Origin of the sequence: Nannocystis exedens (assembly GCF_002343915.1) — a bacterium.
GTDB lineage: Bacteria > Myxococcota_A > Polyangia > Nannocystales > Nannocystaceae > Nannocystis > Nannocystis exedens.
In genome coordinates this window covers 5,894,562-5,919,928 of record NZ_NETK01000001.1, presented here as the reverse complement: position 1 = coordinate 5,919,928, position 25,367 = coordinate 5,894,562, and the positions used below count along the sequence as shown (strand labels likewise).

The window sequence follows — 25,367 nt, the reverse complement described above, 5'->3', positions numbered from 1 at the left end:
AGCGGCCTCCAGGTGTTCGTGACCCGTCTCCTCATGGGTCTTTTCGAGGACTACTTTGCCGCCCTCGAGCGCGAAGCGTTCGTCGGCTGCAACCAGTTCTTTTATTACAAGCAGGGCGATCCGCGCTCGGTCGTCGCACCCGACCTCTACGTCATCGACGGCGTCTCCATCCACCCCACGGAACTGAAGAGCTGGAAGATTTGGGAGCACGACGGCAAGGCGCCGACGCTGGCGCTCGAGATCGTGTCCGACGAGTATCCAAAGGACTACGGAGACCGCCTCCTCGAGCGCTACCGGGATCTCGGCGTGCATGAGCTGGTCCGCTACGATCCCGTCCACCTGTCGCGCCGCAAGCGGGAGCTGTTCGCCCACTTCGTCCGCGACGAGCGTGGGCAGCTGATCCGGCGGCCGACCATCGGCGACCGCATTCAGCTCGTCTCCTACGATGTGTGGCTCGTGCGCGGCGCGCACGACGAGCTCCGCCTCGGCCTGGGACCGAAGGGCGAGTCGCTGTGGCCGACCGCGCAGGAGCGCATCGCTCAGGTCAGCGACCGCGCCGCCGTCGAGGCCGCCCGCGCCGCCGCCGAGGCCGAGCGCGCCGACGCCGAGGCCGCCCGCGCCGCCGCCGAGGCCGCCCGCGCCGATTCGGCGCAGGCCGAGCTCGAACGCCTGCGGGCCGAGCTCGCGGCCCTGCGCGGCCGCTGACATGACCCTTCAGCCAGGTTATCCGCTCGGCGCCCACGGCGCGGATGGCCTGGCTTGGCCTGCTCTTTCAGTCAGGTCATCCGCCCGTCACCACAAACGCGGGTGAACGGGCTCGACTGCCGCTCAGTCACATCCGCCGTCGCCCACGCCGCTCGCTCGCGACCCGCGAGCCGGGCGCCGCGGCTGACACCGGCGTGCCCTTTCAGTCGGACCGTCCGCCCGCGCCGCCCGCGCGGCGACCCGGCGCCCCGGGCGACCTGGCCTTTCGACCAGGTCGCCTCGCGCGCAGCCCTTCAGGCCCTCGTCAACGTGATGGCGACCTGCTCGTCGTCGATCGTGTCCTCGAGGACACGCTCCCCCGCGAGCTCCGTCCCGGGCGCCACGACCCGCAGCGCGTCAGCGCGGGTCTCGCTGCGGATCTCCGCGGCGTGGGCGGCGTCGGCGAGGGCGGCGGCCAGCTCTCCGCCGCAGCGGAAGGTGACGACGATCCGCTCGTTCATGTCGAGGTCGTGGTCGCGGCGGAGGTCCTGCACGCGCTTGGTCAGCTCGCGGGCCAGGCCCTTGCGGCGCAGCGCCGGGGTCTGGGTGGTGTCGAGCACGACCGTCACGCCGGCCTCGTGGGCGACCACCAGGCCCGGGCGCGGGGTGCGGGTGAGCAGGACATCGTCGACGCCGAGCGTCTCGCCCTCGACCTCGACGCGGCCCTCGGCGAGGAAGCGGCGCAGCGCCGCCTGGTCGAGCGCCTGGACCGCCGCCGCGACCGCCTTCATCTTGCCGCCGAGGCGCTTGCCCAGGGTCTTGAAGTTGGCCTTGGCGCTGAGCTCGACCAGCGCGCTGTCGTCGGCCGAGGCCGCGATCTCCTCGACGTTGAGCTCGCCCTTGAGCTCCTCCTGCACGGCCGGGTCGGCGAACCGCGCCAGCTCCTCCGGGCGCTCGTGGACGATCGTCAGCCGCGCCAGCGGCCGGCGCACGTTGATCCGCTCGCGCTCGCGCAGGCCGAGGCCGAGGCCGACGACCTGCCGCTGCGCCGCGACCTCGCGCTCGAGCGCCTCGTCGCGGGCCCACTCGTCGGCCTGGGGGAAGCGCGTGAAGTGGACGCTCTCCTCACCCGGCGCCGCGAGGCCCGGGTCGACCACCAGCTTCTGGTACAGGTGCTCGGTGAAGAACGGCATCACCGGCGCCATCGCCCGCGCGATCGTCACCAGCGCGCGGTAGAGGGTCGCGTAGGCCCGCTGCTTGTCGACGTCCGCCGGGTTGTTGGCGCGCCAGTAGCGGCGCCGGCCGCGGCGGATGTACCAGTTGTTGAGGTCGTCGCAGATCTCGAGGAAGTGCGGGACCAGGTTCGACAGCTCGTAGGCCTCGTACTCGCGGGTGAGGTTGGTGAGGAAGCCGCCGACGCGCGAGGTGATCCAGCGGTCGAGCGGGTGCTCCAGCGCCTGCGGCCCGAGGTCGGCGGCGGTCGGGGTCCAGCCGTCGGCCAGCGCGTAGGTGACGAGGAAGTAGTAGGCGCTCCACAGCGGCAGGATCGCCAGGCGGACCGTCTCCTTGACGCACTCGCCGGTGAGGTCGTTTGCGTCCTTGCCGAACTTCATCGGCTCGCCGCGGACCACCGCGCTGTTGATGAGGTAGGTTCGCAGCGCGTCGGCGCCGAAGCTGTCGATCACCTTGGCCGGATCGGGGTAGTTCTTGAGCCGCTTCGACATCTTCTTGCCGTCGGCGGCGAGGATCAGCCCGTTGACGATCACGTTCTTGAACGCCGGCCGGTTGAACAGCGCGGTCGACAGCACGTGCAGGGTGTAAAACCACCCGCGCGTCTGGTCGAGGCCCTCGGCGATGAAGTCGGCCGGCAGGTTGTCCTCGACGTAGGCCTTCTTGTCGGCGTCGAAGGGGTAGTGGTTCTGCGAGTAGGGCATGCTGCCCGACTCGAACCAGCAGTCGAAGACCTCGGAGATCCGGCGATACGTGCCGCCGCCGGGGGCGGGCCAGGTGATGGCGTCGACGTTCTCGCGGTGGAGGTCGACGAGGCTGCCGGGGGCCAGGCCGGCGAGCCGCTCGAGCTCGGCCACGCTGTGGATGCAGACCATGTCCGAAGGGTCATGGTCGTTGCGCCATACGGGCAGCGGGGTGCCCCAGTAGCGGTTGCGGCTGAGGTTCCAGTCGCGGGCGTTCTCGAGCCAGTTGCCGAACCGGCCGCTGCCGACGTGCTCGGGGACCCACCGGATCTTCTTGTTGTTGGCGACCAACTCGTCGCGCAGGCTCTCGACGCGCATGAACCACGTCGACAGCGCCATGTAGATCAGCGGCTGCTCGGTGCGGTAGCAGTGCGGGTACGGGTGGACGATCGTGTCCTGGTCGACGACCTTGTGCTCGCGCTTGAGGCGGTCGATGATCGGCTTGTCGGCGTCCTTGACGAACATGCCGGAGAACTCACCGACGCGGTCGTCGAAGATGCCCGAGAGGTTGACCGGGCAGACCACGGGCAGGCCGTTGGCCTGGCCGACCTGGTAGTCGTCCTCGCCGAACGCCGGGGCCTGGTGGACGATGCCGGTGCCGCTGTCGGTCGACACGTAGGTCGCGCCGAGCACCTTGAAGCACCAGCGCGTGCCGTCGGGCCGCGTGGCGAGCTCGGCGAAGAACGGCAGGAGCGGCGCGTAGGGCCGGCCGACCAGGTCCTTGCCCTTGAGGCGAGCGAGCTCTTCCGTGGCGCCGACGCGGCCGCGCTGCTGGTAGTCGGCGAGCCGGCCGGGCTCGAGGTACGCGACCTCACCGGTCTCGACCACGCGGACCTTGACGTAGTCGATGTCGGGGTGGACCGCGAGCGCCAGGTTGCTCGGCAAGGTCCAGGGGGTCGTGGTCCACGCCCACAGGTTCGCGTCCTCGTCTTCGAGGCGGAAGCGCACGGTGAGGCTCGGGTCCTGGCGGCGCTTGTGGCCCTCCTTGCGGGTCACCGGGTCCTTCTCTTGCGGGCCCTGGGCGACCTCGAAGTTGGACAGCGGAGTGCCGAGCGCCGGCGACACCGGCTGGACGCGATAGCCCTCGTAGATGAGGCCTTTGTCCCACAGCTGGCCGAAGCACCACCAGACGGACTCCATGAACGTGAAGTCCATGGTCTTGTAGTCGTCGCGGAAGTCGACCCACCGGCCCATGCGACCGACGACCTTCTCCCATTCGGCGGTGAAGCGGAGGACGCCCGCGCGGCAGGCGGCGTTGAACTGCGGCACGCCGTAGCGCTCGATGTCCGCCTTGCCGTGGAGCCCGAGCTCGCTCTCGACGAGGCTCTCGATCGGCAGGCCGTGGCAGTCCCAGCCGAACCGGCGCTCGACGCTCCGGCCGCGCATGAACCAGAACCGCGGCACGATGTCCTTGATCGTGCCGGCCAGGAGGTGGCCGTAGTGAGGAAGCCCGGTGGCGAACGGCGGGCCGTCGTAGAACACGAACGCGGGGCGCCCCGAGTCGTCGGCGCGCGTGGTGGTGCGCAAACTCTTGCCCTCGATGTCCCCGTCCCGCCAAAATTGGAGGATCTCCTGCTCGAGGCGCGGGAGGTCGAGCTGCGAATTGGGCCTCAGAAACGGGGATGCGGGCTTCGGGGCGGTCATATGGCCTGAATGCCTGCATGGCTCGCCGGCGGCCACAGGTCAAGTCCCCGTCCTCCGCGCAGCGCCGTCGCCCGGCGCGCCGTGAAACCCGACCGGCTTCGGACCCGTCTCAGGCAAGGCCGTCGTGACGTTGTCGACACGCGCACGGCTGGGTATCCTGCCCTCTCACCCCTCGCGCGAGGCCTCTCCGGACCATGACCATGAAACACCTGATCCCTGCCCTCCTCGTCACCGCGCTCGCCGCCGGCGCCTGCGGCGACAACGGCACCGCCAGCACCGACTCGGACACCGGCGATACGGGCGAGCGCAGGCCGCAGGTCGGCGAGTGGAAGAAAGAAGTCGACGCGCTGCCGTTCCCGCTGAGCGGCGACGCCAGGATCACGAGCATCACGATCGGCCGCAAGGAGTTCGACGAGAACTTCGCCAACCGCGGCACCATCGAGGTCCTGTTCGACCACCCCGAGGAGACGATCACCGTCGAGACCCGCAAGTACGTGTTCGGCGACAGCCTCGACCGGGACAGCACGTTCGACAAGCTGTCGCTGTGGGCCTTCGTCAGCTCGGGCAACCCGACCAAGCCTGACTCGCAGGACTCGGCCGACGACTGCACGCAGGACACCTGGAAGGACAACTGCGCGATCTACGCCTACTACGACGGCAAGTCGCAGCCCGAGCGCTCCGGCATGGACTTCCGCGTCCACCTGCCGACCGGCTACCGCGGCAAGCTGTTCGTCAGCACCGAGGACAACAGCACCGAGCAGTCGTACCCGCGCCGCGGCAACATCATCATCGACAACCTCTGCACCCACGGCGACGTGGCGATGGAGGCCGGCTGGGCCAAGATCAAGATGTGCCGCGAGCTGACCCCGGCGCCCGCCTGTCCGCCGGCCGGCATCGAAAATTGCGAGAACTACCCCGACGGCGCCTGGTCCAAGGACTGCCAGTGCGGCGACGGCAGCCTGTTCGGCCAGCTCATCGTGCGCGCGCCCCAGCCGTGGGCGGCCAACATCACGATCGACATCCCCGAGACGGTGTGGCTGAACGCGACGCTGAAGAACACCGAGGTGATGAAGCCGCACGACTGCAAGCCGCAGATTTCGGCCTGCGAAGGCGCCGCCGACTGCGAGATGAACACCGAGGACGAGTACGCGCCCACCGCCGAATTCAACCTCCCCAGCGACGTGGCCCCCAAGGGCGCCGGCTTCAACGTCACGGTCGAGAGCGGCGGCTGCACCAAGATCCCGTTCGTCGACGACCCGAAGAACTGGAAGCCCGAGAGCGAGGGCGAGCCGGCGGAGGAGTTGCGCGGCCTCCTCGACGTCTGCAGCGGCTGCCTGTGATCGCCTGACCTTCGGGACAGGTTCATGCGAGCGCGTCGCCCCGCGGGCGGCGCGCTCGTCGCGTTTTCACGGGCAGACGGGCGGGTCGGCGCACTCGAACAGCGGATCCACCCCTTCGAAGGTGTTGTCGCACCAGCCCGGGTCGCAGGTGCTGCTGCGGATCGCCGCGCCGGCGAGCTCGCGGAAGGTCGAGCCGGTGACCTGCATCGTCTCCGGGCCGACCAGCGCGGCCGTGTACGCCGCGCCGGTGCAGCCGAGGCCGTTGCCCGCGTACTCGAACACGGCGTGATCGATCTGCGGCGGCGACGTCACCGAGCTGTAGACCAGGCAGCCCCAGTCGCCGGCCTGCGGCGCGTCCTCGGCCGAAGTGAAGACCACGGGCGCGTCGGCGGTGCCGGCCACGTGGAGCTTGCCGGCGAACACCTCGAGGCTGTTGCCGTCGAGCTGCACGACCGTGCCGGCGGCGAGCTCGACGTCGCCGTCGGGGCCGACCTGCAGGTACCCGAGCACGCGGTACGGCACGCTCTGCGCCGACCAGGTGCCGGCGGCGCCGATCTCGTCGAAGGTCCCGTCGATCTCGACGACCTCGTCGGCGTCGGCGAACACCTGGCCGCCGGCCACGGACAGCAGCGCCGCCGGGGCGACGCGCAACGACGGGCGCGCGTTGTCGGCGAAGCTGTTGTCGCGGAACTCGCGGACCGCCCCGCCGTCGCCGAGGATCACCCCCTGGCTGGCGCTGGCGCGGACGGTGTTGAAGGAGAAGGCCAGCGCCGGGGCGTTGACCTCGACGGTCGTCTCGGGCCGGCTGCCGACGGCGTCGCAGGCCTGGCCGCCGTGCTCGAACACGGTCCAGACGATCTTGCTGTCGGCGCTGCCGGTGCCGATCCGGACGCACTGCCAGTCGCCGGGGGCCGGGCTGGCGGCGGCCGACTGGAAGATCACCGGCTCGGTCTCGGTGCCCTCGACGACCAGCGCCGAGTTGTCGCCGTACGGACCGGCGTGGAGGAAGCCGCCGGCCTCGACCTGCACGGTGGTGCCGGCGACGATCGTCAGGGTCGCGCCGTCGACGATGTCGGTGCGGTACATGCGGACACAACCTGGCCCGACGGTCAGGTCGTCGGCGACGGTCTCGGGCAGCACCGGGCAGGTGTCGCCGGTCGTCATGCCCTCGCTGCCGCTGCCGGTGGGCACCGTGTCGGTGGTCGAGCCGACCTCGGTGGTGGTGGTGGTGGTGCCGCTGCCGCTGTCGCTGCCGCTGCCCTCGGCGCCGCTGCTGTCGCCGCAGGCGGCCAGGAGCCCCAAGAACGTCGTCGCCGCACGCATTCTCCGCATCATCCCCTCCCATGCCGCGTCCGCGGCGCCTCCGGGGATCGCTCGAGCGCCGCACAGCGTCAACGGGGTCGGGCTGCCCCACCGGCGCGAGCGCGGCGGGTCCCGGCGTACCTGTCGCAAGGAACATTCGACCTCGCCCGCGCTCACACGAGGCTGGAGTGATCGCGAGCCGGTCGCACCCGCGCGCGTGAGCTGTCCCGGGGGACAGGCGCTTCGCCGGCATTTCTCCGGCCGCCCGCCGGGTCGAGCTCGCGCGTCCCGGCTGCATGTCCCGAAGGTCAGGTGGTTCGCCGGCCTTTTTTCCGGCCGCCCGCCGGGTCGGCCTCGCGCATCCCGGCTGCATGTCGCGAAGGCGAGCGGCCGTCACAGTCCCGGCCGCCCTCCGGGTCGAGCTCGCGCACCTCATTTTTAGAAATGTCCCGAAGGACAGGCTGCCGGCGCACCGTGAACAAGATGTCCCGGAGGGCGGGCGACTCGTCCCGGCGACGCGGAGCCGGGCGGGCGCTGCTTCAGTTCTCGGGCAGCGCCGCGACCGCGTCGGCGTGGCGGCCCTCGCCGACCACGTAGAGCATCTCGGTGTTGCGCAGGTGGCTGACGCGGCCGACCTTCTCGCCGCGCGGGCTGTAGATGCCGATCTGGGCGCCCACGTAGCGCTTGTAGTCGAACGACAGCACGCGCACCGGGCCGCGGCGGGCCAGCAGCGCCTCGAGCTCGGGGCGGCTCAGGTAGCCCTCGTCGCTGAAGGACACGACCAGCAGCGGCGCGCGCACGGCGTCGATCAGCGCCTCCATGCTCGCGCGGATCTTCGTGCGGGCGTTGAAGGCGCTGCGGCGCTCCTGGCAGTCGATCCGCTTGCGCGCGACCCCGTAGGCCTCGGGGGTGTCGCCGCGGACGATCGTCTCCCACACGTGGTAATTGCCGAGGTACGAGTGTTGATTGTAGGGCGGGTCGAGGTAGGCGAGGTCGGCCTCGAGCACGGCGGCGGCGGCGAGCGCGTCGAGGCCATGCGCCTGGCCTTTTCCCCATGTCGCACGAGACAGGACCTCGGGGACACGTAGTTCGAGGTCGCCGTGGGCGCGGGCGGCCCACGACTTGAGGTAGGCCATCTGCACGCCGGTGGTCGAGTCGACGCGGTCGGCGGCCTCGATGAGGGCGACGAGGAGCACGGCCTCGAGCTCGGGGTCGAGGCTCTTCTCGGCGATCGCGCGGCGGATCGCGTCGATGCGGGCGCCGTTCTTCGGCTGGAAGAAGCGGGCCTCCTCGCAGAACGTGCGGGTGACGTAGCCGGGCTCGCCGGGCAGGGCGTTGAGCTCGGCGATCAGGCGGCGGGCGTCCTCGGCCACGTCCTCGCGGTCGGCCTGGACGTAGCAGCGGGCCAGCGTCTCGGCGTAGGTGTTGTGGTCGTTGGCGAGCACGCGGTAGCCGGCGGCCTTGAGCGCGTGCCCGACCCTGGATGTCCCGGAGAACAGGTCGATGACCGTGCGGACCTCCGGCAGGCCGCGGATGACCCGCAAGATCTCCGGGATCAGCAGCCGCTTCGAGCCGAGGTACTTGATCACTTCTTCTTGGTGCTCTTGGCCGGCGCCGGCGCCGGCTCCTTGGCCGCGGGCTTCTGCGTCTCCTGCACGCCCTGCCTGGCGGCGGCGCCGGCTCCGGCGTCCTCGCGGTCGAAGCAGAGCTCGCCGTTGTCCTTCTTGAGCAGGTCGATCTGGTCGCGGGCCGCCTTCTGGTACTGCGCCGGCGCGGTCGACTTGGGCCGGTTCAGCGCCTCGAAGTAGGCGATCGCGTTCTTGCACTGGCCGAGCTTGGCGAACCCGAGGCCCGAGTAGTAGAGCGCGTCGCTGACGACCGGCGCGTCGGCGTGGTCCTGGATGATCTTGTAGAAGATGCCGAGGGCGCTCTTGTAGTCGCGCTCGCTGTAGAACGTCAGGCCGACCTTGAAGTCGGCGTCCGGCAGCTTGGGGTCGCCGGGGTAGCGCGAGATGAAGGTGCGGAACAGGGTGCGCGCCTGCTTGAAGTTCTTGCGCTGGAGCTGGCGGTCGGCCTCGGCCCACAGCTCGTCCTTGCTCTCGGGGATGTTGGTCGCCTCGTTGAGCTTCTCCTCGAGCTTCTTGAGGCGCTCGTCGATGTCGGCGCGCAGCTCGAGCAGCGCCTGCTGGGTCGACGAGGCGACCAGCTCGGCGTTCTCGGTCGCGCCGCGGAGCTGCTGGGTCTCCTGCTCGACCACGTCCATGCGCACGCCGATGCCGGCCTGGCTGCCGCGCAGCAGCGACTCGGCCTGGTCGAGCTTGGCCTGCAGCTCGGCCAGCTTCTTGTCCGCCTCGACGACCTTCTCGTCGAGCTCCTTGCTGCGGTCGATGGTCTGGGTCTCGAGCTTGTCGACTTTTTTGGCGAGGTCGTCGTGCTCGGCCTTGAGGGTGAGGCAGCCTGGCGCGACGAGAGCGGCCGCGAGCAGGCTCGCGACCGCCCCTGGGCGTCCGAGGCCGCCAAGGAGTCGGCGGCGCAGATGAAGCATGGAGTCCTTCAGGTCCCCTGCGGGACGGTGGTCGTCACTGGTAGATGAAGTCGACGCGACGGTCTTCCTTCATGCTGCCCTCGTCGGTCCCGGTCGCCTCGAGGTCGCCCTTCGACACGACGGTCATGCGCGAGGGGTCGATGCCGAGGTTCTGCAGGAACTCCTTGACCGTCACGCCGCGCTTGTCGGTGAGCATGATGTTGTACTCCTCGGTGCCGCGCGAGTCGGCGTGCGCCTCGAGGATGAGCTGGGCGTTGTTGCTCTTGAGGCACTCGGCCAGCGCCTTGAGCTTCTCCTGGTCGGCCGGCTCGGGGTTCGGGTTGTCGAACCCGAAGTAGATCTTCGGGACATCCGGGCACGGGTTGGTGCCGCCGCCCATGTTGCCCGAGAACTCGCAGGTCCCGGCGTTGCAGATCTCGTCCATCGCGCACTGGTCGTCGGTCTGGCAGCCGCCGGTGCCGCCCGAGCCCGGCGCGTTGCAGCGGCCGGTGCCGATGTCGCAGGTGCCCGGCTGGCAGTCGAAGTCCTCCGAGCAGGCGGCGCAGGCGCCGGCCTTGCACACCAGGCCGTTGGTGCACTCGATCGTCTGCTGGCACGGCGCGCCCACACCCTCGCCGCCGCCGCCGGCACCCGCCAGCGCCGGGTCCTGGCAGCGGAAATCAGCGCACTTCCACGGCGTCCCGTTCGGCCCCTTGGTGGCGCAATCGGCGTCGGTCTTGCAGTTCTGGCACTGCTTGTCGACGCACTTCTCGTCGAGGTCGACGTTGCAGTGCTTGTCCTTCTTGCAAGCCGGGTAGACCGGCGGCTTGCAGGCCGCGCTGCCGAGCGCGACAAAGCCCAAGCCGAGAGCGAGCAGGTGGGGTTGGATGCGGGAGAACATGGCGCGCATGAGGGGCGACTCCGGGGAGGCGGTGTTTCTCGAGGCCGTTCGGCCGGGGAGACAGGTTCAGGCCAGGAGGGCCGGGGTGCGGCTTCAGGCCAGGGGCCGTGAAGCGAGTGGCCAGGAAGGCCGTGGAGCGAGTGGCCAGGAGGGCCGGGGAGCAGTCTGGCCCGAAGGGGCCGTGTGGACCTGGCGTGCGTGCTGGGACGAAAACGGCCGGCGAACTCTCGGGTGTGGGGGTCCGGGAAGCAAATTTCCGGCGGAAACTTCCGTCCTGGCGGGCAAAGGGATACCGAGCGGTGCGAGGGGTGTCAACCGCACGAGCGGACGACCCTGGGCGCCGGGCTGATGCACGTTGCCGGCCCCGCTGGGCCCCGCCGCGGGGTCGCAGAACCCGCACCAGGCGGCCGGATCTGCGAATGGACGCGCCGGCCAAGGTCACGCCCCGCCGGCTTTTGCTTCCGGGCCGCGTCTGGCATGGTTCGCGGCGATGGTCGCCAAGGTCAGCCACGCCTCGGACAACAAGACGATGTTCGAGATCTACCGCGAGTCCGACTATAATCGCGCCTTCCATTTCGTCTTCTTCACCGACCTCGACGAGCACAACCGGGGCAAAGAGATCGCCCGCGCAGCCGCAGGCGAGACGGTATTTCACGGGTTCGTCGGCGACGACCGCAAGGAGGCCGCCCGCGCCGAGGTCGCCGCCATCGTCGACGAGCTCAACGCCATGGACGAGGACACGGCCGGCATGCCGGAGGCCGAGATCCAGCGCCGCCTGGGCCAATTCCTGGTCCCCTGAAGCATGCGCTCGCGCCTGCCCCATCGCGTCGGCCTCCGCGCGCTGCCCGCGACCGTCGCCGCCGCCCTCGCCTGCGCTCCCGCCGACGACGCCACCCCCGTCGACCTGTCCGCCGACTACGACGGCCTGGTGTTGACCGACGCCCCCAACGCCGTCGCCCCCCTCGCCTGGCACGCCCCGCGCCCGGACTGCCCCCTCGCCTACCGCGTCCGCATCGACGAGACCTTCCCGCCCGGCCTCGCCGAATTCCTCCACACCCAGGAGGAGCACAGCCAGTCGGTCCTGGTCCTCGGTTGGGGCGTGCAGTCCACGCATGTCGAAAAGGACATGCCCGAAGGGCAATGGTCTGCCGGCCCTGTTCCGAAGGACAGGCCATTCGCCGGCCAGCTGATGTTCCGCGGGCCCAAGACCTCCGGCCGGGAGCTGCTGCGCGAGTGGGCGGCCTCGGCCGAGCTGGTCGGCCCGGCCTCGCCCGACGCGGCCTGCTACGAGCGCACGTGGGACCCGGTCGAGGACGCGCTGGCGCTGGCGTTCCCGCAGCTGCCGGGCCGGCGCACCCGCGTCGGCGAGGTCTGGCGCGGCGCCCGGGTCGAGGGCCGCTGCAACCGCTCGGCCTGCGTCGACCCCGACAGCGGCGCCGGCGGGGCCGCGGCCCACGAGCGCCCGTGCGCGACGATGTCGTGGCGCGAGCGCCTCGACGGCCTCTACGCGCTGGCCGGGGCCGGCGGCGAGGTCACCACGGTGGCCCAGATCGCCGGGTTTTGGAGCGACGGCCAGCCGCTCGACAAGGGCGTGTGGAGCGAGCGCACCGTCCTCGTCGACGTCGAACACGGCCGCCCGCTGCGCGCCGAGGTGTTCGTCCACCACAACTTCACCGGGATCGAGCGGCACGTCGTGATGGACGCGGTCGACGGCTGTCCCGGAGGACTGGTCGCGGCCGGCTGGGCCGCGCCGGCGGCGGTCGCCGACGAGCGCGCCGCCCTCACGGCCGCGCTGGAACGCGCGACTCACCGCAAGCGTTAGGGGCCCATGGACAAGATCGTCATCCACGGCGGGGCACGACTCAAGGGCGAGCTGCAGGTCCTCGGGGCCAAGAACGCCGCCCTCCCGCTCCAGTGCGCCGCCCTCCTCGGCGAGGGCCCCACCACCTTCCGCCACGTCCCCCGCCTGTCCGACGTGCAGACGATGAACCAGCTGCTGGTCGGCCTCGGCTGCACCGTCGAGGGCGACCGCACCCTGACGATCGACCCGAGCGGGGTCCAGGACGGCCCCAAAGAGGCGCCCTACGAGCTGGTCAAGACCATGCGCGCCTCGGTCACGGTGATGGGCCCGCTGCTCGGCCGCCACGGCTTCGCCCGCGTGTCGCTGCCCGGCGGCTGCGCGATCGGGGCCCGGCCGATCGACCAGCACCTGCGCGGCTTCGAGGCCCTCGGCGCCAAGATCCGCATGTCCCACGGCTACGTCGAGGTCAAGGCGAGGCGCCTCAAGGGCGCCCGCATCAACTTCGACCTCGTCACCGTCGGCGGGACCCAGAACGTGATGATGGCCGCGGCCATGGCCAAGGGCACCACCGTGCTCGAGAACGCCGCCCGCGAGCCCGAAGTGCAGGAGCTGGCGATCGTGCTCGGCAAGATGGGCGCCAAGATCACCGGCGCCGGCTCGTCGACGATCGAGATCGAAGGCGTCGACAACCTGCACGGGATCGACCACGCGATCCTCCCCGACCGCATCGAGGCCGGGACCTTCGCCATCGCCGCCGCGATCACCGGAGGCGACCTCCTGCTCCTCGATGCCCCGTCGTCCCACATGCACGCGGTCCTCGCCAAGCTCGAGGAGGCCGGCGCCGAGTGCCGGGTCGAACCCGAGGGCCTGCGTGTGATCGGCCCCGACGAGCTCGCTCCGATCGACCTCGTCACCCGCCCGCACCCCGGCTTCCCGACCGACATGCAGGCGCAGATGATGGTCCTGGCGACGCTCGCGCGCGGCCAGAGCGTGATCACCGAGACGATCTTCGAGAACCGCTTCATGCACGTGCCCGAGCTGTGCCGCCTGGGCGCAGACATCCACGTCAACGGCAACGTCGCCGTGATCCGCGGCAAGGCCCGCTACTCCGGCTCGATCGTCATGGCCACCGACCTGCGCGCCAGCGCCTGCCTGGTGCTGGCCGGGCTGGTCGCCGAGGGCAAGACCGAGATCCGCCGGGTCTACCACCTCGACCGCGGCTACGAGACCATCGAGAAGCGCCTGCGCAAGGTCGGCGCCAAGATCCGCAGGTACCATGGCGCCCCGAGCTGACGGCCTCACCCTGGCCCTCCCCAAGGGCCGGATCCTCAAGCAGGCCCTGCCGCTGCTGCGCCGGGTCGGGATCGACCTCGCCGCCGTGTGGGAGGGCGAACACGACCGCCGGCTGCAGTTCGAGCTGCCGCCCCGGCCCGGCGGGCCCGTGGCCGGCGGCGCGCGCGTGCTCCTGGTCAAGCCGGTCGACGTGCCGACCTACGTCGAGCACGGCGTGGCCGACGTCGGCATCGCCGGGGCCGACACGCTGGGCGAGGAGGCCCGCGACCTCTACGAGCCGCTCGACCTCGGCATCGGCGCCTGCCGCCTGGCGATCGCGGAGCCCGCCGCGCGCCCGACCCCGCTCCGCCGCGGCATGGCCCTCCGGGTGGCCACGAAGTACCCCCGCCTGACCCTGAACCATTATCGCTCCAAGGGGATCCAGCCCGAGATCATCCCCCTGTTCGGGTCGGTCGAGCTGGGACCTATCACCGGCCTGTCGGACCAGATCGTCGATCTGGTGGAGAGCGGCGAGACGCTCCGGCAAAATAACTTGCGGGAGGTCGAGACCATCCTGTACGTGACAAGCCGGCTCATCGTGCACCCGGCCAGCCTCAAGCTCAAGCAGGCGCCCATCACCGCGCTCATCGCCGCCCTCCGTGACGCGCTCGCGACCGACGGGCCCGGCTCCTCCGCTCGCACTGCCGCTCGACCCACCGGGTCGGAAGGGACCGCATGAGCAAACCCGACGACCCAGCCCTCGTCCGCGCCGCGGTGCTCCAGCGCCTGAAGGTCCACGTCCGCCTGGCCCAGCAGGGCCTGGCGCCGACCCCCGACCAGCGCCGCCGCCTGGCCGCCTCGCTGCCCGAGCTGGTCGCGTTCGGCGACCGCCGTTACGCCCAGTGCCACGCGGTGCTCGACTGGGACCACCGCCTGCCGAGCGACGCCGCGGTGCTGCGGCTGTACCTGTCGTACACCGACCGCGAGGCCGGCGCGATCGAGAGCGCGCTCAAGGCCCGCGACCGCGAGATCGACTCCGGCAACCTCTACCCGGAGTTCGACGTGCCCGACTACGCCGACGTCGACGCCAGCGAGTCGTACGTCGCGGTCCTGCGGCCCGGCAACCACGAGGTCGGCGACCTGCGGTTCTTCAGCGACTGGCGCAAGGGCGTCCACCAGTCGGTCGCCCGCGAGGCGGTCGCGGCCGTGCGCGCGAGCCCCAGCTACGAGCGCTCGATGCGGGAGCGCAGCCACGACAACCTCGGCCCGCCGGTGGTGATCGGCTGGACCCCGCCCTGCCTGGCCCAGAGCAAGCACTGGGCGATCGAGGTGTGGCTGCTGGTCGACTTCGACGGCCACGTCGGCCGCGCCCACGTGTTCATGGTCGACAGCAAGTCGCACCTGGTCACGCGCGAGTACTTCACCGAGGTCCAGATCGGCTGATGTCAGGGACATGTCCCGCCGGGCATGCTGCATCGAGCATGCCTTCAAGGACATGTCCCTCGGTGCGTCCTAGCTGTCCTGGATCTTGATCGTCCGGCAGCTCTCGCCGACGATCTTCGGCATCTTGAGGGTGAGCACGCCCTTCTCGAGGTGGGCGTCGGCGTTGTTCGAGTCGACGTGGCACGGCAGCTCGATGCGACGGATGAACGAGCCGAAGCTGCGCTCGTGGTAAAAGTAGTTCTCGTTCTCGTCGCGCGTCTCCTCGCGCTTCTCGCCGCGCAGGGTCAAGATGTTGCCCTCGACGGTGAGCTCGACGTCCTTGGCGTCGAGGCCGGGGACCTCGGCGCGCACCATCACCGAGTCACCGCAGTCGCTGACGCTGAGCGTCGGGTAGTTGCCGACCTGTTCGAAGCCGAGGGGGAAGCGGCCGAACACGCGGTCGAACATGCGGTGCATGTCCTGCTGGAACGGCGACATCTGCGCCTGCGTCGACATCAAGTTGCTGGCAGGTTGGTTCTTCTTCCACGGGAGCAGCGACATGATCATCTCTCCTCAGCGCGGAGAACCATGGGCCGGACCTGGTGGGTCGCAAACGCAAAATTTTTGCGCGCCGGGGCCAGACTCGGCCGTCAGCGCGCGACCAGGCGTCCGGCGTGGACCACCGCATCGATGAGCGGCGAGCCGGCGTGGTACACGAGGTCGCGGACGTCGTCCGTCGCCAGCAGCACGAGGTCGCCGGCGAGCCCGACCTCGACGCGGCCGCGCTCGCCGTGCAGGCCCAGCGAGGCCGCGGCGTTGTGGGTCGTCGCCGTCAGCGCCTCGGCCGGCGACAGCCGGTTGCCGTAGCACGCCAGCGCCAGCACCATCGACAGCGACTCGAGCGCGCACGAGCCCGGGTTGCAGTCGGTCGCCACCGCCACCGGCACGCCCGCCTTGACCAGCGCGCGGCCGTCGGCGAACCCCTTGCCGAGCACGAGCGAGGTGCCGGGCAGCAGCGTGGCGACGACGCCGGCGTCGCGCAGCGCGGCCCGCTCGCCGTCGTCGAGGTGGAGCAGGTGGTCGGCCGAGCGGGCGCCGAACTCGGCCGCCAGCAGGGCCCCGCCGGTGTGGCCGAACTCGTTGGCGTGCAGGCGGATCGGCAGCCCCAGCGCGCGGGCGCGGACCAAGATCTGCCGCGTCTCCTCCGGCGTGAACGCCCCGCGGTCGCAGAACACGTCGCAGAAGTCGGCCAGGCCCGCCGCCGCCGCCGCCGGCAGCACCTCGTCGCACACCCGGCGGACGAACTCCTGGCGCCCCTCCGGCCGGTCGCGCAGCTCGGCCGGCAGCGCGTGCGCGGCCAGGCAGGTCGTGACCACGCGGACACCTGTCTCTTCGGCCAGGCGCCGCGCGACCCGGAGCTGGCGCAGCTCGGTGTCGAGGTCGAGGCCGTAGCCGCTCTTGATCTCGACCGCCGTGGTCCCGGCCCGCAGCATGCGCCCCAGGCGGGCCATGCTCTCGCTCAGCAGCGCCGCGTCGTCGCGCTCGCGAGTCTTGCGCACACTTGAAAGAATCCCGCCGCCGGCGGCGAAGATCGCCTCGTAGTCGGCGCCGGCGAGCCGCATCTCGAGCTCGTCCTTGCGGTCGCCGCCCCACACCAGGTGCGTGTGGCTGTCGACCAGGCCCGGCAGCAGCGCGCGGCCGCGGCAGTCGAGCTCGGCCGCGCCGGCCGGCACCTTGTCGGCGGTGAGTTCGGCGTCGGGCCCGGCCCAGGCGATCGTCCCCCCGCGCACGACCACGCTCCAGCCCTCGCGCACCCCGAGCGCGGCCATCTCGGCGCCGGCGCGCGGCCTGTCCTTCGGGCCATCCGCGAGCGTGTACACCCGCGCCGCCGCGCGCAGCAGCAGGTCGCCGGTCATCGCCCGTCCTCGAAGATCGTCCGGCCCGGCACGCGCACGTCGTGCTCGCGGGCGAACTGCAGCGCCTCGTCGTAGCCGGCGTCGACGTGGCGGACCACGCCCATGCCCGGGTCGGTGGTCAGCACGCGCTGCAGCCGGCGGGCCGCGCCCTCGCTGCCGTCGGCGACCACGACCATGCCCGCGTGCAGGCTGTAGCCGATGCCGACGCCGCCGCCGTGGTGGACGCTGACCCACGTCGCGCCGGCCGCGGTGTTGATCATGGCGTTGAGGATCGGCCAGTCGCCGATCGCGTCGGAGCCGTCCTTCATGCCCTCGGTCTCGCGGTTGGGCGAGGCCACGCTGCCGCAGTCGAGGTGGTCGCGGCCGATCACGATCGGCGCCTTGACCTTGCCGCTGCGCACCAGCTCGTTGAAGAGCAGCCCCGCCCGCTCGCGCTCGCCGTAGCCGAGCCAGCAGATCCGCGCCGGCAGGCCCTGGAACTTGACCTGCGTGCGCGCCAGCTCGATCCACCGCCGCAGCCCCGCGTTGTGCGGGAACAGCTCCAGCACCGCGCGGTCGGTCACCGCGATGTCCTCCGGGTCGCCCGACAGCGCCGCCCAGCGGAACGGGCCCTTGCCCTCGCAGAACAGCGGGCGGATGTACAGCGGCACGAAGCCCTTGATCTCGAACGCGTCGCCGACCCCGGCGCGGACCGCCTGGGCGCGGATGTTGTTGCCGTAGTCGAACGCGATCGCGCCCTTGTCCTGCATCGCCCGCATCGCCGCCACGTGGCGGCCCATCGCGTCGACGCTGCGACGCACGTACTCCTCGGGGTCGCTGCGGCGCAGCTCGGCGGCTGCCTCGAGGGACATGTTGTCGGGGACATACCCGTGCAGCTCGTCGTGGGCCGAGGTCTGGTCGGTGACGACGTCGGGGATCACCCCGCGGCGGACCAGCTCGGGCAGGACCGTCGCGCAGTTGCCGAGCAGGCCGACCGACAGCGGCTCTTTGGCCTTGCGGGCCTCGTCGAGCCAGCGCAGCGCCTCGTCGAGGTCGGTCGTGCTGCGCATGAGGTACTTGTGCTGCAGCCGGCGCTCGATGCGTTGCGGGTCGACCTCGACGCACAGGATCGCCGCGCCGTTCATCGTCGCCGCCAGCGGCTGGGCCCCGCCCATCCCGCCGAGCCCGCCGGTGACCACCAGCCGCCCGCGCAGGTCGCCGCCGAAGTGGGTCTGCCCGCACGCCGCGAACGTCTCGAACGTGCCTTGCAAGATCCCCTGCGTGCCGATGTAGATCCAGCTCCCCGCCGTCATCTGCCCGTACATCGTCAGCCCGAGCGCGCTCAGCCGCTCGTGCTCCGCCAGCGTCGCCCACTTCGGCACCAGCAGGCTGTTGGCCAGCAGCACGCGCGGCGCGTCTTCGTGGGTCTTAAAAATCGCCTGGGCCCGGCCGCTCTGGACCAGCAGCGTCTCGTCGGCCGCGAGGCTCTTCAGGCTGGCGACGATCCGGTGGTAGTCGGGCCACGAGCGGGCTGCGCGGCCGGTGCCGCCGTAGACCACCAGGTCTTGCGGGCGCTCTGCCACCTCGGGGTCGAGGTTGTTCATCAACATGCGCAGGGCGGCCTCCTGCGGCCAACCCTTGCACGACAGCGCGGTGCCGCGCGGCGCGCGGATCTCGGGGGCGTTCATGGTGGCCCGGAGGGTAGCAACTCCGCGTCGCCCCGGCTGGCCGTGTGGGCGTGACTTTGTCGGCGCGAGCGCCCGGCGATCGCTCGTGGCGGCGCGCGGGAGGGGCCGGGCCGCGGCTCGCCGTCGTGGCGGCGCAGGTCCGCTCGGCCGCGCAGGCCCTTGCGCGGCGCCGACGCGAGCCCCGCGCCGGGCCGGCGGCGCCTGTCATGGCGCATCAGGCCGGGGCGAGGCGCGCGAGCGGCATGCCCTTTTCAACATGTCCCTCGGGGCATGCGCCCGCTCAGCCCGGATTACAGAAGTACAGGGCCTGGACCTTGCCTGTCTCTTTGAGCAGGTCACAGGCCGCCCCGCACAGCGTGACCTCGGTGTGGGGCACGCTCCAGACGAAGCCGTCCTCGTCGCAGCTCGCGACCGGCGGCACCGGCTGGCCGTCGATCCACACCTCGAACAGCTCCGGCTCGCTCGGGGCCGGGTCGACCGCGATCACGCACGACAGCGTGTCCTTGACGATCTGCTGGATCGCCGCCTGCAGCTCGGTCTGGTTGGCCGTCTGGTAGAAGGGGTCGGGGCCGGGCTTCGGCTTGCCGCCGGCGATCGCCAGGGTGGCGAGCTGCTCGCTGGTGGAGGGGTCGACGTCGATGCCGACGACGTAGGTGGGGATGTCGAAGGTGCCGTACGCCTCTTCGACGGCGGCCTGGGCCTCGAGGAAGTTCTCGCCCTGGCAGGTGTCGGAGATCTCGCCGTCGGCGACGAGGATGGCGAACCGCTGCAGGCTCGGGTCGAGGGTCTTGAGGTACTCGAAGCCGCGCTTCAGGCCGGTCTCCATCGGCGTGCCGCCGAGCACCTCGTAGTCGATCGCGGGGATGCCGGCCAGCACCGCGGCGGCGTTCATCGGCGCGATCGGGACCTCGACGCCGGGGGCGACCTCGCAGGCGCCTTGGGGCTCGAACGAGCCGGCGTCGATCTTCGGGTACAGCTTCACGCCGAAGTGGACCATCGCGTCGAACGTCGTCACCACGCCCTCGACCACCTGATGGAGGCTGTGCCAGCGGGTCACGTCGGCGGTCTGCGGCTTGGCGTCGTGGTCCCACTTCTCCATCGACATCGAGCCCGACTTGTCGAGGATGAGCAGCACGCTCGGCGGCACCGGCACGACCTCGGTCTCCTCGCTGTCGCAGGGGATCTTGTCGGGCATGGTGGTGCCGGCGCTGGTGCTGCTCGGGTCGCCGGTGGTGGTGCCGGGCTCGGTCGTCGTCGTGGTCGTCGGCTCCGGCCCGGTGGTCGGCACGGCCGGCCCGGTGGTCGTCCCGGTGCCGCTCGCGGTCCCCTCGGTGTCTGTCGGTTCGGACATGGTCGAAGAGACAGACTCGCCCTCGGTGGTGGTCGTCGTCTCGGTGGCCGAGCCGGCGGTGGCGGTGGTCGGCTGGGTGCCGGCGGACAGGCCGGAGGTCTGCCCGCTCGAGTCTCCGCAGGCGAGGGGCGCGCTCGTGAGCGCGAGCAGGAGCGCGAACGCGCGGGCGGGGGGAAGGGCGATCGGCGTCATGGCAACCTCCGGCGGACTCATCATGCGCGATAGCGGCACGCTCGGCCACGCCGTACGCGGGCCGATAAACCCTGGATGGAGCGCGATGCGCGGGACCGCGCGTGCGCGGGGGGGCCGGGTCCGATAAGGTGGTCGGCATGTTGCGGTCGCCGCTCCGCCGCGCCTTCGCGGCGCTCTCGCTCGCCATCCCCCTCGGGTGTACCGACGACACCACCACGACCCAGGCGACCGCCGGCCAGGAGACGAGCACCGGCACGGGCACCGACGGCACCGGCCAGACCGACACCGACGGCACCGGCACCCCGACCACGGGCATCGGCACCAGCACCAGCGGCCCCGACCCGACCACCACCGAACCGGTGCCGACCACCGGCGAGCCGACCACGACGACCACCACCGGCGAGACGACCACCACCGGTCCGTTCCCCTCGGTCAACCAGCCCCCGGTCGCGCTGGTCGACCACTACGTCACCAAGGCCAAGCAGGCGCTGTCGGTCAGCGCCGCCGAGGGCCTGCTGAAGAACGACTACGACGTCGACGACGACCCGCTGACGCTCGTGTCCGCCGACCCGATCACCCCCGGCGGCGCGATGAACACCGCCTTCGCCGACGGCGGCTTCACCTACATGCCCCCGGCCGAGCTGTGGGGCAGCGACACCTTCCTCTACAAGATCTGGGACGGCAAGGACGGCTTCGCCCAGGCGCCCGCGCGCATCGAGGTGCGGCCGACCTCGATCGACCTCGAGTACGTCGCCGACGGCATCGGCGGGTTCGCCATCGACGGCCAGGCCCCCGGCCACTACTCCGGCCGCAGCGTGCACGCCGTCGGCGACCTCGACGGCGACGGCCTCGCCGAGGTCGCGGTGGCCGCCCGCAACGCCGACGGCAACACCGGGCGGATCTACGTCGTCCGCGGCAAGCTCGACGGCGAGCCGATCGCGCTGAGCAAGCTCGAGGCGCAAAACGACGGCTTCATCATCTACGGCGAGCTCGCCGGCGACTTCGCCGGCACCACGATCGCCGCGGCCGGCGACGTCAACGGCGACGGCTTCGCCGACCTGGTGATCGGCGCGCCCAAGGCTTCGACCAACGGCACCTCCTCGGGCTCGGCCTACGTCGTGTTCGGCAAGGACGACCTCGATCCGGTCTACCTCGACGCGGTCGCCTCGGGCGTCGGCGGGTTTGCGATCCTCGGCGAGAAGGCCGGCGACGGGGCCGGGCGCAGCGTCGCCGGCGCCGGCGACGTCGACGGCGACGGCCTCGCCGACGTGATCGTCGGCGCCTACGGGGCCGACCCCGGCGGCTCGTTCTCGGGCGCGGCCTACGTGGTGTTCGGCCACGGCGAGGACAAGCCGACGCTGCTGTCGGACATCAGCGCCGGCATCGGCGACGGCTTCGCCGTCCACGGCGAGGTCAGCCTCGACTTCGCCGGCTTCGCGGTCGCCGGCGCCGGCGACGTCGACGGAGACGGCCTCTCGGACCTCCTCGTCGGCGCCTACGGCCACGACACCGCCGGTGACAGCGCCGGCCGCACCTACCTCGTCTACGGCAAGCCCGACCCGCTCGCGGTGCTGCTCACCGACGTCGCCGCCGACCAGGGCGGGCGGATCTTCGACGGCGCCGCCGCCTACGACCGCTCCGGCTTCGCGGTCGCCGGCGTCGGCGACGTCGACGGCGACGGCTTCGCCGACCTGGCGATCGGCGCCCCGCTCGCCGACGCCGGGCCCGAGGACAGCGGCCGCGCCTACGTCGTGTTCGGCGGGCCCGACCTCGTGTCCGGCGGGCTGCCGCAGCTCGCCAAGGCCCCCACCGGCTTCAGCCTCTCGGGCGTGCAGAGCCGCGACTACGCCGGCACCTCGGTCGAGCGCGCCGGCGACGTCGACGGCGACGGCCACGACGACGTGTTGGTCGGCGCCCCGGGGGCCAACCCGCACGGCGGCGACTCGGGCCGCGGCTACGTGGTGTTCGGCGGCCCCGAGGTCGTCAGCACCTCGCTGGCGTGGATCGAGAACGGCGACGGCGGCTTCTCCCTGGCCGGCGAGTCGACCGAGGACTACTGCGGCTTTTCGGTCGCGCCCGCCGGCGACGTCAACGGCGACGGCCACGCCGACGTGATCGTCGGCGCCCGCGGCAACGACGGCAAGGGCGACGACGCCGGCCGCAGCTACGTGGTGTTCGGCGGCGACTTCAGCGGCGCCTCCTACATGTCCTACGGGCCAGGTCCGGACAACATCCCCGGCACCCCCGCGGGCGAGGCGCTGCTCGCCGGCCGCGGCAACGACCTCGTCACCGCCGACGGCCCCGACGTCGTCTACGCCGGCGCCGGCGACGACGAGCTCCGCTGCGCCACCCTCGACTTCGTCCGCATCGACGGCGGCGCCGGCTTCGACACCCTGCGCCTGACCGGCCAGGGCCTCACCCTCGACCTCACCGCCCGCTCCGACCTCGACCTCGTCGAGGTCGAGGCGGTCGACCTCGGCGACGGCAACACCCTCAAGCTCGAGTGGCGTGACCTTCGGGCCATGTCCTCGCGGACACATTCGCTGATCGTCGACGGCCAGGCGGGCGTCCTCCAGGCCGACCTCGCCGGCGCCGGCTTCGTCGACGCCGGCGTCCAGGACGGCTACCACGTCTACCAGCACCCCGTCTTCACCCTCCGGGTCGTCCTCGCCGTCGAGGCCCAGGTCGCGCTCTAGCCGGCCCGGCGAGCGGCGCGCCCGCGGTCGTTCGCGCGCGGTCCCGGCGCGACGAGCGGCCGCGCCGGCGCGCTGTTCGACGGCATCTGCCAGGGCCGGCCCCATGACCGTCAGAACATGCTCCTTGGAGCATGTCTATTTGGACATCCTTTGACCGGCCCGCCCGCGGCCTGTGACAGGTCGTCGGCGATCCTGCTAACCTCGCCGCATGGCCGAACGCCTCGAGGTCCTGAGCTCGCGCCACTTCCCCGGCCTCCTCGCCGAGCTCGGCGTGAGCCTGGCGTTCACCACCTACCAGGCCGGCAAGCTGTTCCTGCTCGGCAGCGGCTACGGCGGCCGGCTGTCGCTGTTCGAGCGCACCTTCGCCCGCTGCATGGGCCTGTGCGTCGACGGCGAGTCGCTGTGGCTGGCCACGCTCTATCAATTGTGGCGGCTCGACAACGCCTTGCCTTCGGGACAGGTCCACGAGGGCTACGACCGCCTGTACGTCCCGCGCGTCGCCCACACCACCGGCGACCTCGACGTCCACGACCTCGCCGTCGACCGCGCCGGCCGCCCGGTGTTCGTCAACACCCTGTTCAGCTGCCTGGCCACCCTGGCCCCGCGGGCCAGCTTCGCCCCGCTGTGGCGCCCGCCGTTCGTCTCGCGCCTGGCCGCCGAGGACCGCTGCCACCTCAACGGCCTGGCGATGGCCGAGGGCAGCCCCGCGTTCGTCACCGCGGTCGCCCGCAGCGACGTCGCCGACGGCTGGCGCGACCACCGGCGCGGCGGCGGCGTGGTGCTCGACGTACGCACCGACGCGGTCGTCGCCGAGGGCCTGTCGATGCCCCACTCGCCGCGCGTCCACGCCGGCGCGCTGTGGCTGCTCGAGGCCGGCACCGGCTTCCTGGGCAAGCTCGACGCCGCCGGCCGCTTCGAGCCGGTCTGCTTCTGCCCCGGATACGCCCGCGGCCTGTGCTTCGCCGGCCCCTACGCGTTCGTCGGCCTGTCGAAGCCCCGCGGCAGCCGCACCTTCGGCGGCCTCGAGCTCGAGGCCAACCTGGCCGCCCGCGGCGCCGAACCCCGCTGCGGCCTGCTGGTCGTCGACACCCGCACCGGCGAGGTCGCGCACTGGCTCCGCCTCGACGGGGTGGTCGAGGAGCTCTACGACGTCGCCGTCCTGCCCGGCGTCCGCCGCCCGATGGCCCTCGGCCTCCTGAGCGAGGAGATCCACCGCACCATCACGATCGCCGACCCGGCGCCGCTGCGCCCGGGCTGACGAAATTTGGGGTCATGCCCTTAACGACATGTCTTCAAGGACATGTTCGTTGCGGCATGCCCCTCGCATCATGTGTCAGATCTGCCCGCGCTCGCAGGCCAGGAGCGCCTCGTACCGGGCCCAGGCCGGTCCGCCGCGGCCCTTGAGCCGACCGGCCAGGATGCGGACGCGGAGCGCGCGGAGCAGCCGCTCGAGCCGAGCGCTGCGGGCCAGCAGCTCGGCGACCTCGGCCTGCGCCGCGGCGGACTCTTCCCCGGCCGCGCGGAACCCCGCGTACGCCGCGCTCGTGTCGAGGAGCGCCTCGATCTCCGCGCGATGCCGGGTCAGCGTCGCGGCGAAGTCCGGGTGCCACGGATCGTCGAGCACCGGGAAGCGCGCCAACAGCTCGGCCGCCGTGGCGCGGTAGGCCTCGTCCGCGCGCCCGCTCGCGGCGTCGAGGCGCTCGTAGGCGGCGGACGTGTCCGCGAGGACATGTTCCAGCGCGGCCGCGACCTCGCCCTCGCGGGTGAGGCCGAGCGCCGCCGACAGCGCGGCGATCACCGCGTCCTCCTCCGGCAGCGCCGGCGGGCGCGACTTCCCGCGGGTCGGCGCCGCCGCGTACAGCCACCGCTCCGACGTGGTGGTCGGCACGTCGATGCCCTGCCCCGCGATTCGCGCCCGCGCGTGCGCCTCGAGCGGCGAGATCGTGCCGTCGCCGTCGAGGTCGAGCTGCGTCGCCGGCAGCGGCTCGCCGCCGCGATCGCGGCCACGCAGCGCATTTAAAAAGTGCAGCGCGTAGCCCTCCTGGGCCGCGCGGTCGGGGTTGGGATCGCAGCCGGACGCCTCGCGCTCGGCCGTGGCCGCGAACAGGCCGCAGCGGATCGTCGGCGCCGGGCCGGCCGCCTGTTCGCCGCGCGCGAACACGAGGTCGGCGAACGCCCCGGAGAAGCAGCTCGTCGCCACGACCTGCACCGGGCGCGCGGCCGCGTCGAGCACCTCTGCCAGATCGGCCACTCGCAGCGACGTCTGGCCCCACAGCCCCAACCCGCCCTGGTTCGGCGGATCGCCGCGCTCGCCGTGGCCCGCGAGGTACAGCCGCAGCAGCGACCCCGGCTGCGCGACCGCCTGCTTCACCGCCGCGATCGCGTTGTCGCGGGTGGCGGCCGCGATCGGCGAGGACTGGGTCGGCCGATACGTCGCCGCCCGTCCGCCGCGCGGCGCGAACAGGTCGGCGAGCGCCGCCAGCAGCGGATCGCCGCGCGGCTCCGCGTCCTCGACCTGCACGCCGTGGCTACCCGGCCCGCCGGCGAACAGCAGCGCGCCGCCTGCCCCGAAGACCTCCTGCGCCAGCAGCAGGTCCTGTTCGATCGACACCTGATTGAACTCGGGCGTCGCCCCGCCGCCGATCGCCAGCCAGCGCAGCGGCTCCGGCAAGTTCGCCGGCA

19 protein-coding genes are annotated in these 25,367 nt (G+C 71.9%); 9 read left to right on the top strand and 10 right to left on the bottom strand.

Annotated features, from left to right (window positions below; all coding sequences use genetic code 11):
- Positions 1–18 precede the first annotated feature (18 nt).
- Positions 19–705, top strand: a complete 687-nt coding sequence (locus tag NAEX_RS23305) for a Uma2 family endonuclease (protein WP_170135945.1) — start codon at positions 19–21, stop codon at positions 703–705.
- Between the two features lie 293 nt (positions 706–998).
- On the opposite strand, the gene ileS is transcribed toward NAEX_RS23305, so the two are convergent.
- The gene (gene ileS, locus NAEX_RS23300) at positions 999–4,301 is read right to left on the bottom strand and encodes an isoleucine--tRNA ligase (RefSeq protein WP_096329679.1); all 3,303 of its coding nucleotides are present in this window, start codon (positions 4,299–4,301) and stop codon (positions 999–1,001) included.
- A 200-nt stretch (positions 4,302–4,501) separates the two neighbouring features.
- On the opposite strand from ileS, the gene NAEX_RS23295 reads away from it, so the two are divergent.
- On the top strand, positions 4,502–5,641 hold the full coding sequence (locus NAEX_RS23295; protein WP_143140261.1) for a hypothetical protein: 1,140 nt from the start codon (positions 4,502–4,504) through the stop codon (positions 5,639–5,641).
- A 66-nt stretch (positions 5,642–5,707) separates the two neighbouring features.
- Here NAEX_RS23295 and NAEX_RS23290 read toward each other — a convergent pair whose 3' ends face one another.
- The 4 genes from NAEX_RS23290 to NAEX_RS23275 all read right to left on the bottom strand — a co-directional run bounded on the left by NAEX_RS23290 (position 5,708) and on the right by NAEX_RS23275 (position 10,368).
- Entirely contained in the window at positions 5,708–6,964 is a 1,257-nt protein-coding gene (locus NAEX_RS23290) for a hypothetical protein (RefSeq protein ID WP_096329677.1), read from the bottom strand.
- 518 nt (positions 6,965–7,482) lie between these two features.
- Positions 7,483–8,532 carry a DNA adenine methylase gene (locus NAEX_RS23285; RefSeq protein ID WP_096329676.1) on the bottom strand — a complete coding sequence of 350 codons (1,050 nt, stop codon included), beginning with the start codon at positions 8,530–8,532 and terminating at the stop codon, positions 7,483–7,485.
- Entirely contained in the window at positions 8,529–9,488 is a 960-nt protein-coding gene (locus NAEX_RS23280; protein WP_096329675.1) for a tetratricopeptide repeat protein, read from the bottom strand. The genes NAEX_RS23285 and NAEX_RS23280 overlap by 4 nt, the downstream gene beginning before the upstream one ends.
- A gap of 34 nt (positions 9,489–9,522) precedes the next feature.
- Positions 9,523–10,368, bottom strand: coding sequence for an OmpA family protein (locus tag NAEX_RS23275; RefSeq protein WP_143140260.1), 846 nt, complete (start codon positions 10,366–10,368; stop codon positions 9,523–9,525).
- Between the two features lie 490 nt (positions 10,369–10,858).
- On the opposite strand from NAEX_RS23275, the gene NAEX_RS23270 reads away from it, so the two are divergent.
- The 5 genes from NAEX_RS23270 to NAEX_RS23250 are packed head-to-tail and all read left to right on the top strand — an operon-like array spanning position 10,859 to position 14,884.
- Positions 10,859–11,167: a hypothetical protein gene (locus NAEX_RS23270; protein ID WP_096329673.1), complete on the top strand. Its 309-nt coding sequence runs from the start codon at positions 10,859–10,861 to the stop codon at positions 11,165–11,167.
- Positions 11,168–11,170: 3 nt separating this feature from the next.
- Positions 11,171–12,190, top strand: a complete 1,020-nt coding sequence (locus tag NAEX_RS23265) for a hypothetical protein (RefSeq protein WP_096329672.1) — start codon at positions 11,171–11,173, stop codon at positions 12,188–12,190.
- Positions 12,191–12,196: 6 nt separating this feature from the next.
- Positions 12,197–13,462 carry a UDP-N-acetylglucosamine 1-carboxyvinyltransferase gene (murA, locus tag NAEX_RS23260; protein ID WP_096329671.1) on the top strand — a complete coding sequence of 422 codons (1,266 nt, stop codon included), beginning with the start codon at positions 12,197–12,199 and terminating at the stop codon, positions 13,460–13,462.
- Positions 13,446–14,180 (top strand): ATP phosphoribosyltransferase, encoded by a 735-nt coding sequence (hisG, locus tag NAEX_RS23255; RefSeq protein WP_096329670.1) that lies wholly within the window; start codon positions 13,446–13,448, stop codon positions 14,178–14,180. The genes murA and hisG overlap by 17 nt, the downstream gene beginning before the upstream one ends.
- The gene (locus NAEX_RS23250; RefSeq protein WP_096329669.1) at positions 14,177–14,884 is read left to right on the top strand and encodes a hypothetical protein; all 708 of its coding nucleotides are present in this window, start codon (positions 14,177–14,179) and stop codon (positions 14,882–14,884) included. Before hisG ends, NAEX_RS23250 begins: the two co-directional genes overlap by 4 nt.
- Before the next feature lie 69 nt (positions 14,885–14,953).
- Here NAEX_RS23250 and NAEX_RS23245 read toward each other — a convergent pair whose 3' ends face one another.
- The 4 genes from NAEX_RS23245 to NAEX_RS23230 form a co-directional block, all read right to left on the bottom strand.
- A complete protein-coding gene (locus NAEX_RS23245) occupies positions 14,954–15,424 on the bottom strand; it encodes an Hsp20/alpha crystallin family protein (protein ID WP_170135944.1) in 471 nt (156 codons plus the stop codon).
- Positions 15,425–15,513: 89 nt separating this feature from the next.
- Positions 15,514–16,779: an imidazolonepropionase gene (gene hutI, locus NAEX_RS23240; RefSeq protein WP_096329667.1), complete on the bottom strand. Its 1,266-nt coding sequence runs from the start codon at positions 16,777–16,779 to the stop codon at positions 15,514–15,516.
- On the bottom strand, positions 16,776–18,446 hold the full coding sequence (gene hutU, locus NAEX_RS23235; RefSeq protein WP_096329666.1) for a urocanate hydratase: 1,671 nt from the start codon (positions 18,444–18,446) through the stop codon (positions 16,776–16,778). The genes hutI and hutU overlap by 4 nt, the downstream gene beginning before the upstream one ends.
- Before the next feature lie 280 nt (positions 18,447–18,726).
- Entirely contained in the window at positions 18,727–19,989 is a 1,263-nt protein-coding gene (locus NAEX_RS23230; RefSeq protein WP_096329665.1) for a vWA domain-containing protein, read from the bottom strand.
- 137 nt (positions 19,990–20,126) lie between these two features.
- Here NAEX_RS23230 and NAEX_RS23225 point away from each other — a divergent pair, with 137 nt between their 5' ends.
- The gene (locus NAEX_RS23225) at positions 20,127–22,685 is read left to right on the top strand and encodes a cadherin-like domain-containing protein (RefSeq protein ID WP_143140259.1); all 2,559 of its coding nucleotides are present in this window, start codon (positions 20,127–20,129) and stop codon (positions 22,683–22,685) included.
- 208 nt (positions 22,686–22,893) lie between these two features.
- A complete protein-coding gene (locus NAEX_RS23220) occupies positions 22,894–23,943 on the top strand; it encodes a TIGR03032 family protein (protein ID WP_096329663.1) in 1,050 nt (349 codons plus the stop codon).
- 75 nt (positions 23,944–24,018) lie between these two features.
- Here NAEX_RS23220 and NAEX_RS23215 read toward each other — a convergent pair whose 3' ends face one another.
- Positions 24,019–25,356 carry a hypothetical protein gene (locus NAEX_RS23215; RefSeq protein ID WP_143140258.1) on the bottom strand — a complete coding sequence of 446 codons (1,338 nt, stop codon included), beginning with the start codon at positions 25,354–25,356 and terminating at the stop codon, positions 24,019–24,021.
- Positions 25,357–25,367 lie beyond the last annotated feature (11 nt).

Excerpts from the sequence above, each read along its gene's own strand:
- ileS (WP_096329679.1), bottom strand. The coding sequence starts at position 4,301 with ATGACCGCCCCGAAGCCCGCATCCCCGTTTCTGAGGCCCAATTCGCAG.
- NAEX_RS23295 (WP_143140261.1), top strand. The coding sequence starts at position 4,502 with ATGAAACACCTGATCCCTGCCCTCCTCGTCACCGCGCTCGCCGCCGGC.
- NAEX_RS23290 (WP_096329677.1), bottom strand. The coding sequence starts at position 6,964 with ATGCGTGCGGCGACGACGTTCTTGGGGCTCCTGGCCGCCTGCGGCGAC.
- NAEX_RS23280 (WP_096329675.1), bottom strand. The coding sequence starts at position 9,488 with ATGCTTCATCTGCGCCGCCGACTCCTTGGCGGCCTCGGACGCCCAGGG.
- NAEX_RS23275 (WP_143140260.1), bottom strand. The coding sequence starts at position 10,368 with ATGTTCTCCCGCATCCAACCCCACCTGCTCGCTCTCGGCTTGGGCTTT.
- NAEX_RS23270 (WP_096329673.1), top strand. The coding sequence starts at position 10,859 with ATGGTCGCCAAGGTCAGCCACGCCTCGGACAACAAGACGATGTTCGAG.
- NAEX_RS23265 (WP_096329672.1), top strand. The coding sequence starts at position 11,171 with ATGCGCTCGCGCCTGCCCCATCGCGTCGGCCTCCGCGCGCTGCCCGCG.
- murA (WP_096329671.1), top strand. The coding sequence starts at position 12,197 with ATGGACAAGATCGTCATCCACGGCGGGGCACGACTCAAGGGCGAGCTG.
- hisG (WP_096329670.1), top strand. The coding sequence starts at position 13,446 with ATGGCGCCCCGAGCTGACGGCCTCACCCTGGCCCTCCCCAAGGGCCGG.
- NAEX_RS23250 (WP_096329669.1), top strand. The coding sequence starts at position 14,177 with ATGAGCAAACCCGACGACCCAGCCCTCGTCCGCGCCGCGGTGCTCCAG.
- NAEX_RS23245 (WP_170135944.1), bottom strand. The coding sequence starts at position 15,424 with ATGTCGCTGCTCCCGTGGAAGAAGAACCAACCTGCCAGCAACTTGATG.
- hutI (WP_096329667.1), bottom strand. The coding sequence starts at position 16,779 with ATGACCGGCGACCTGCTGCTGCGCGCGGCGGCGCGGGTGTACACGCTC.
- hutU (WP_096329666.1), bottom strand. The coding sequence starts at position 18,446 with ATGAACGCCCCCGAGATCCGCGCGCCGCGCGGCACCGCGCTGTCGTGC.
- NAEX_RS23230 (WP_096329665.1), bottom strand. The coding sequence starts at position 19,989 with ATGACGCCGATCGCCCTTCCCCCCGCCCGCGCGTTCGCGCTCCTGCTC.
- NAEX_RS23225 (WP_143140259.1), top strand. The coding sequence starts at position 20,127 with ATGTTGCGGTCGCCGCTCCGCCGCGCCTTCGCGGCGCTCTCGCTCGCC.
- NAEX_RS23220 (WP_096329663.1), top strand. The coding sequence starts at position 22,894 with ATGGCCGAACGCCTCGAGGTCCTGAGCTCGCGCCACTTCCCCGGCCTC.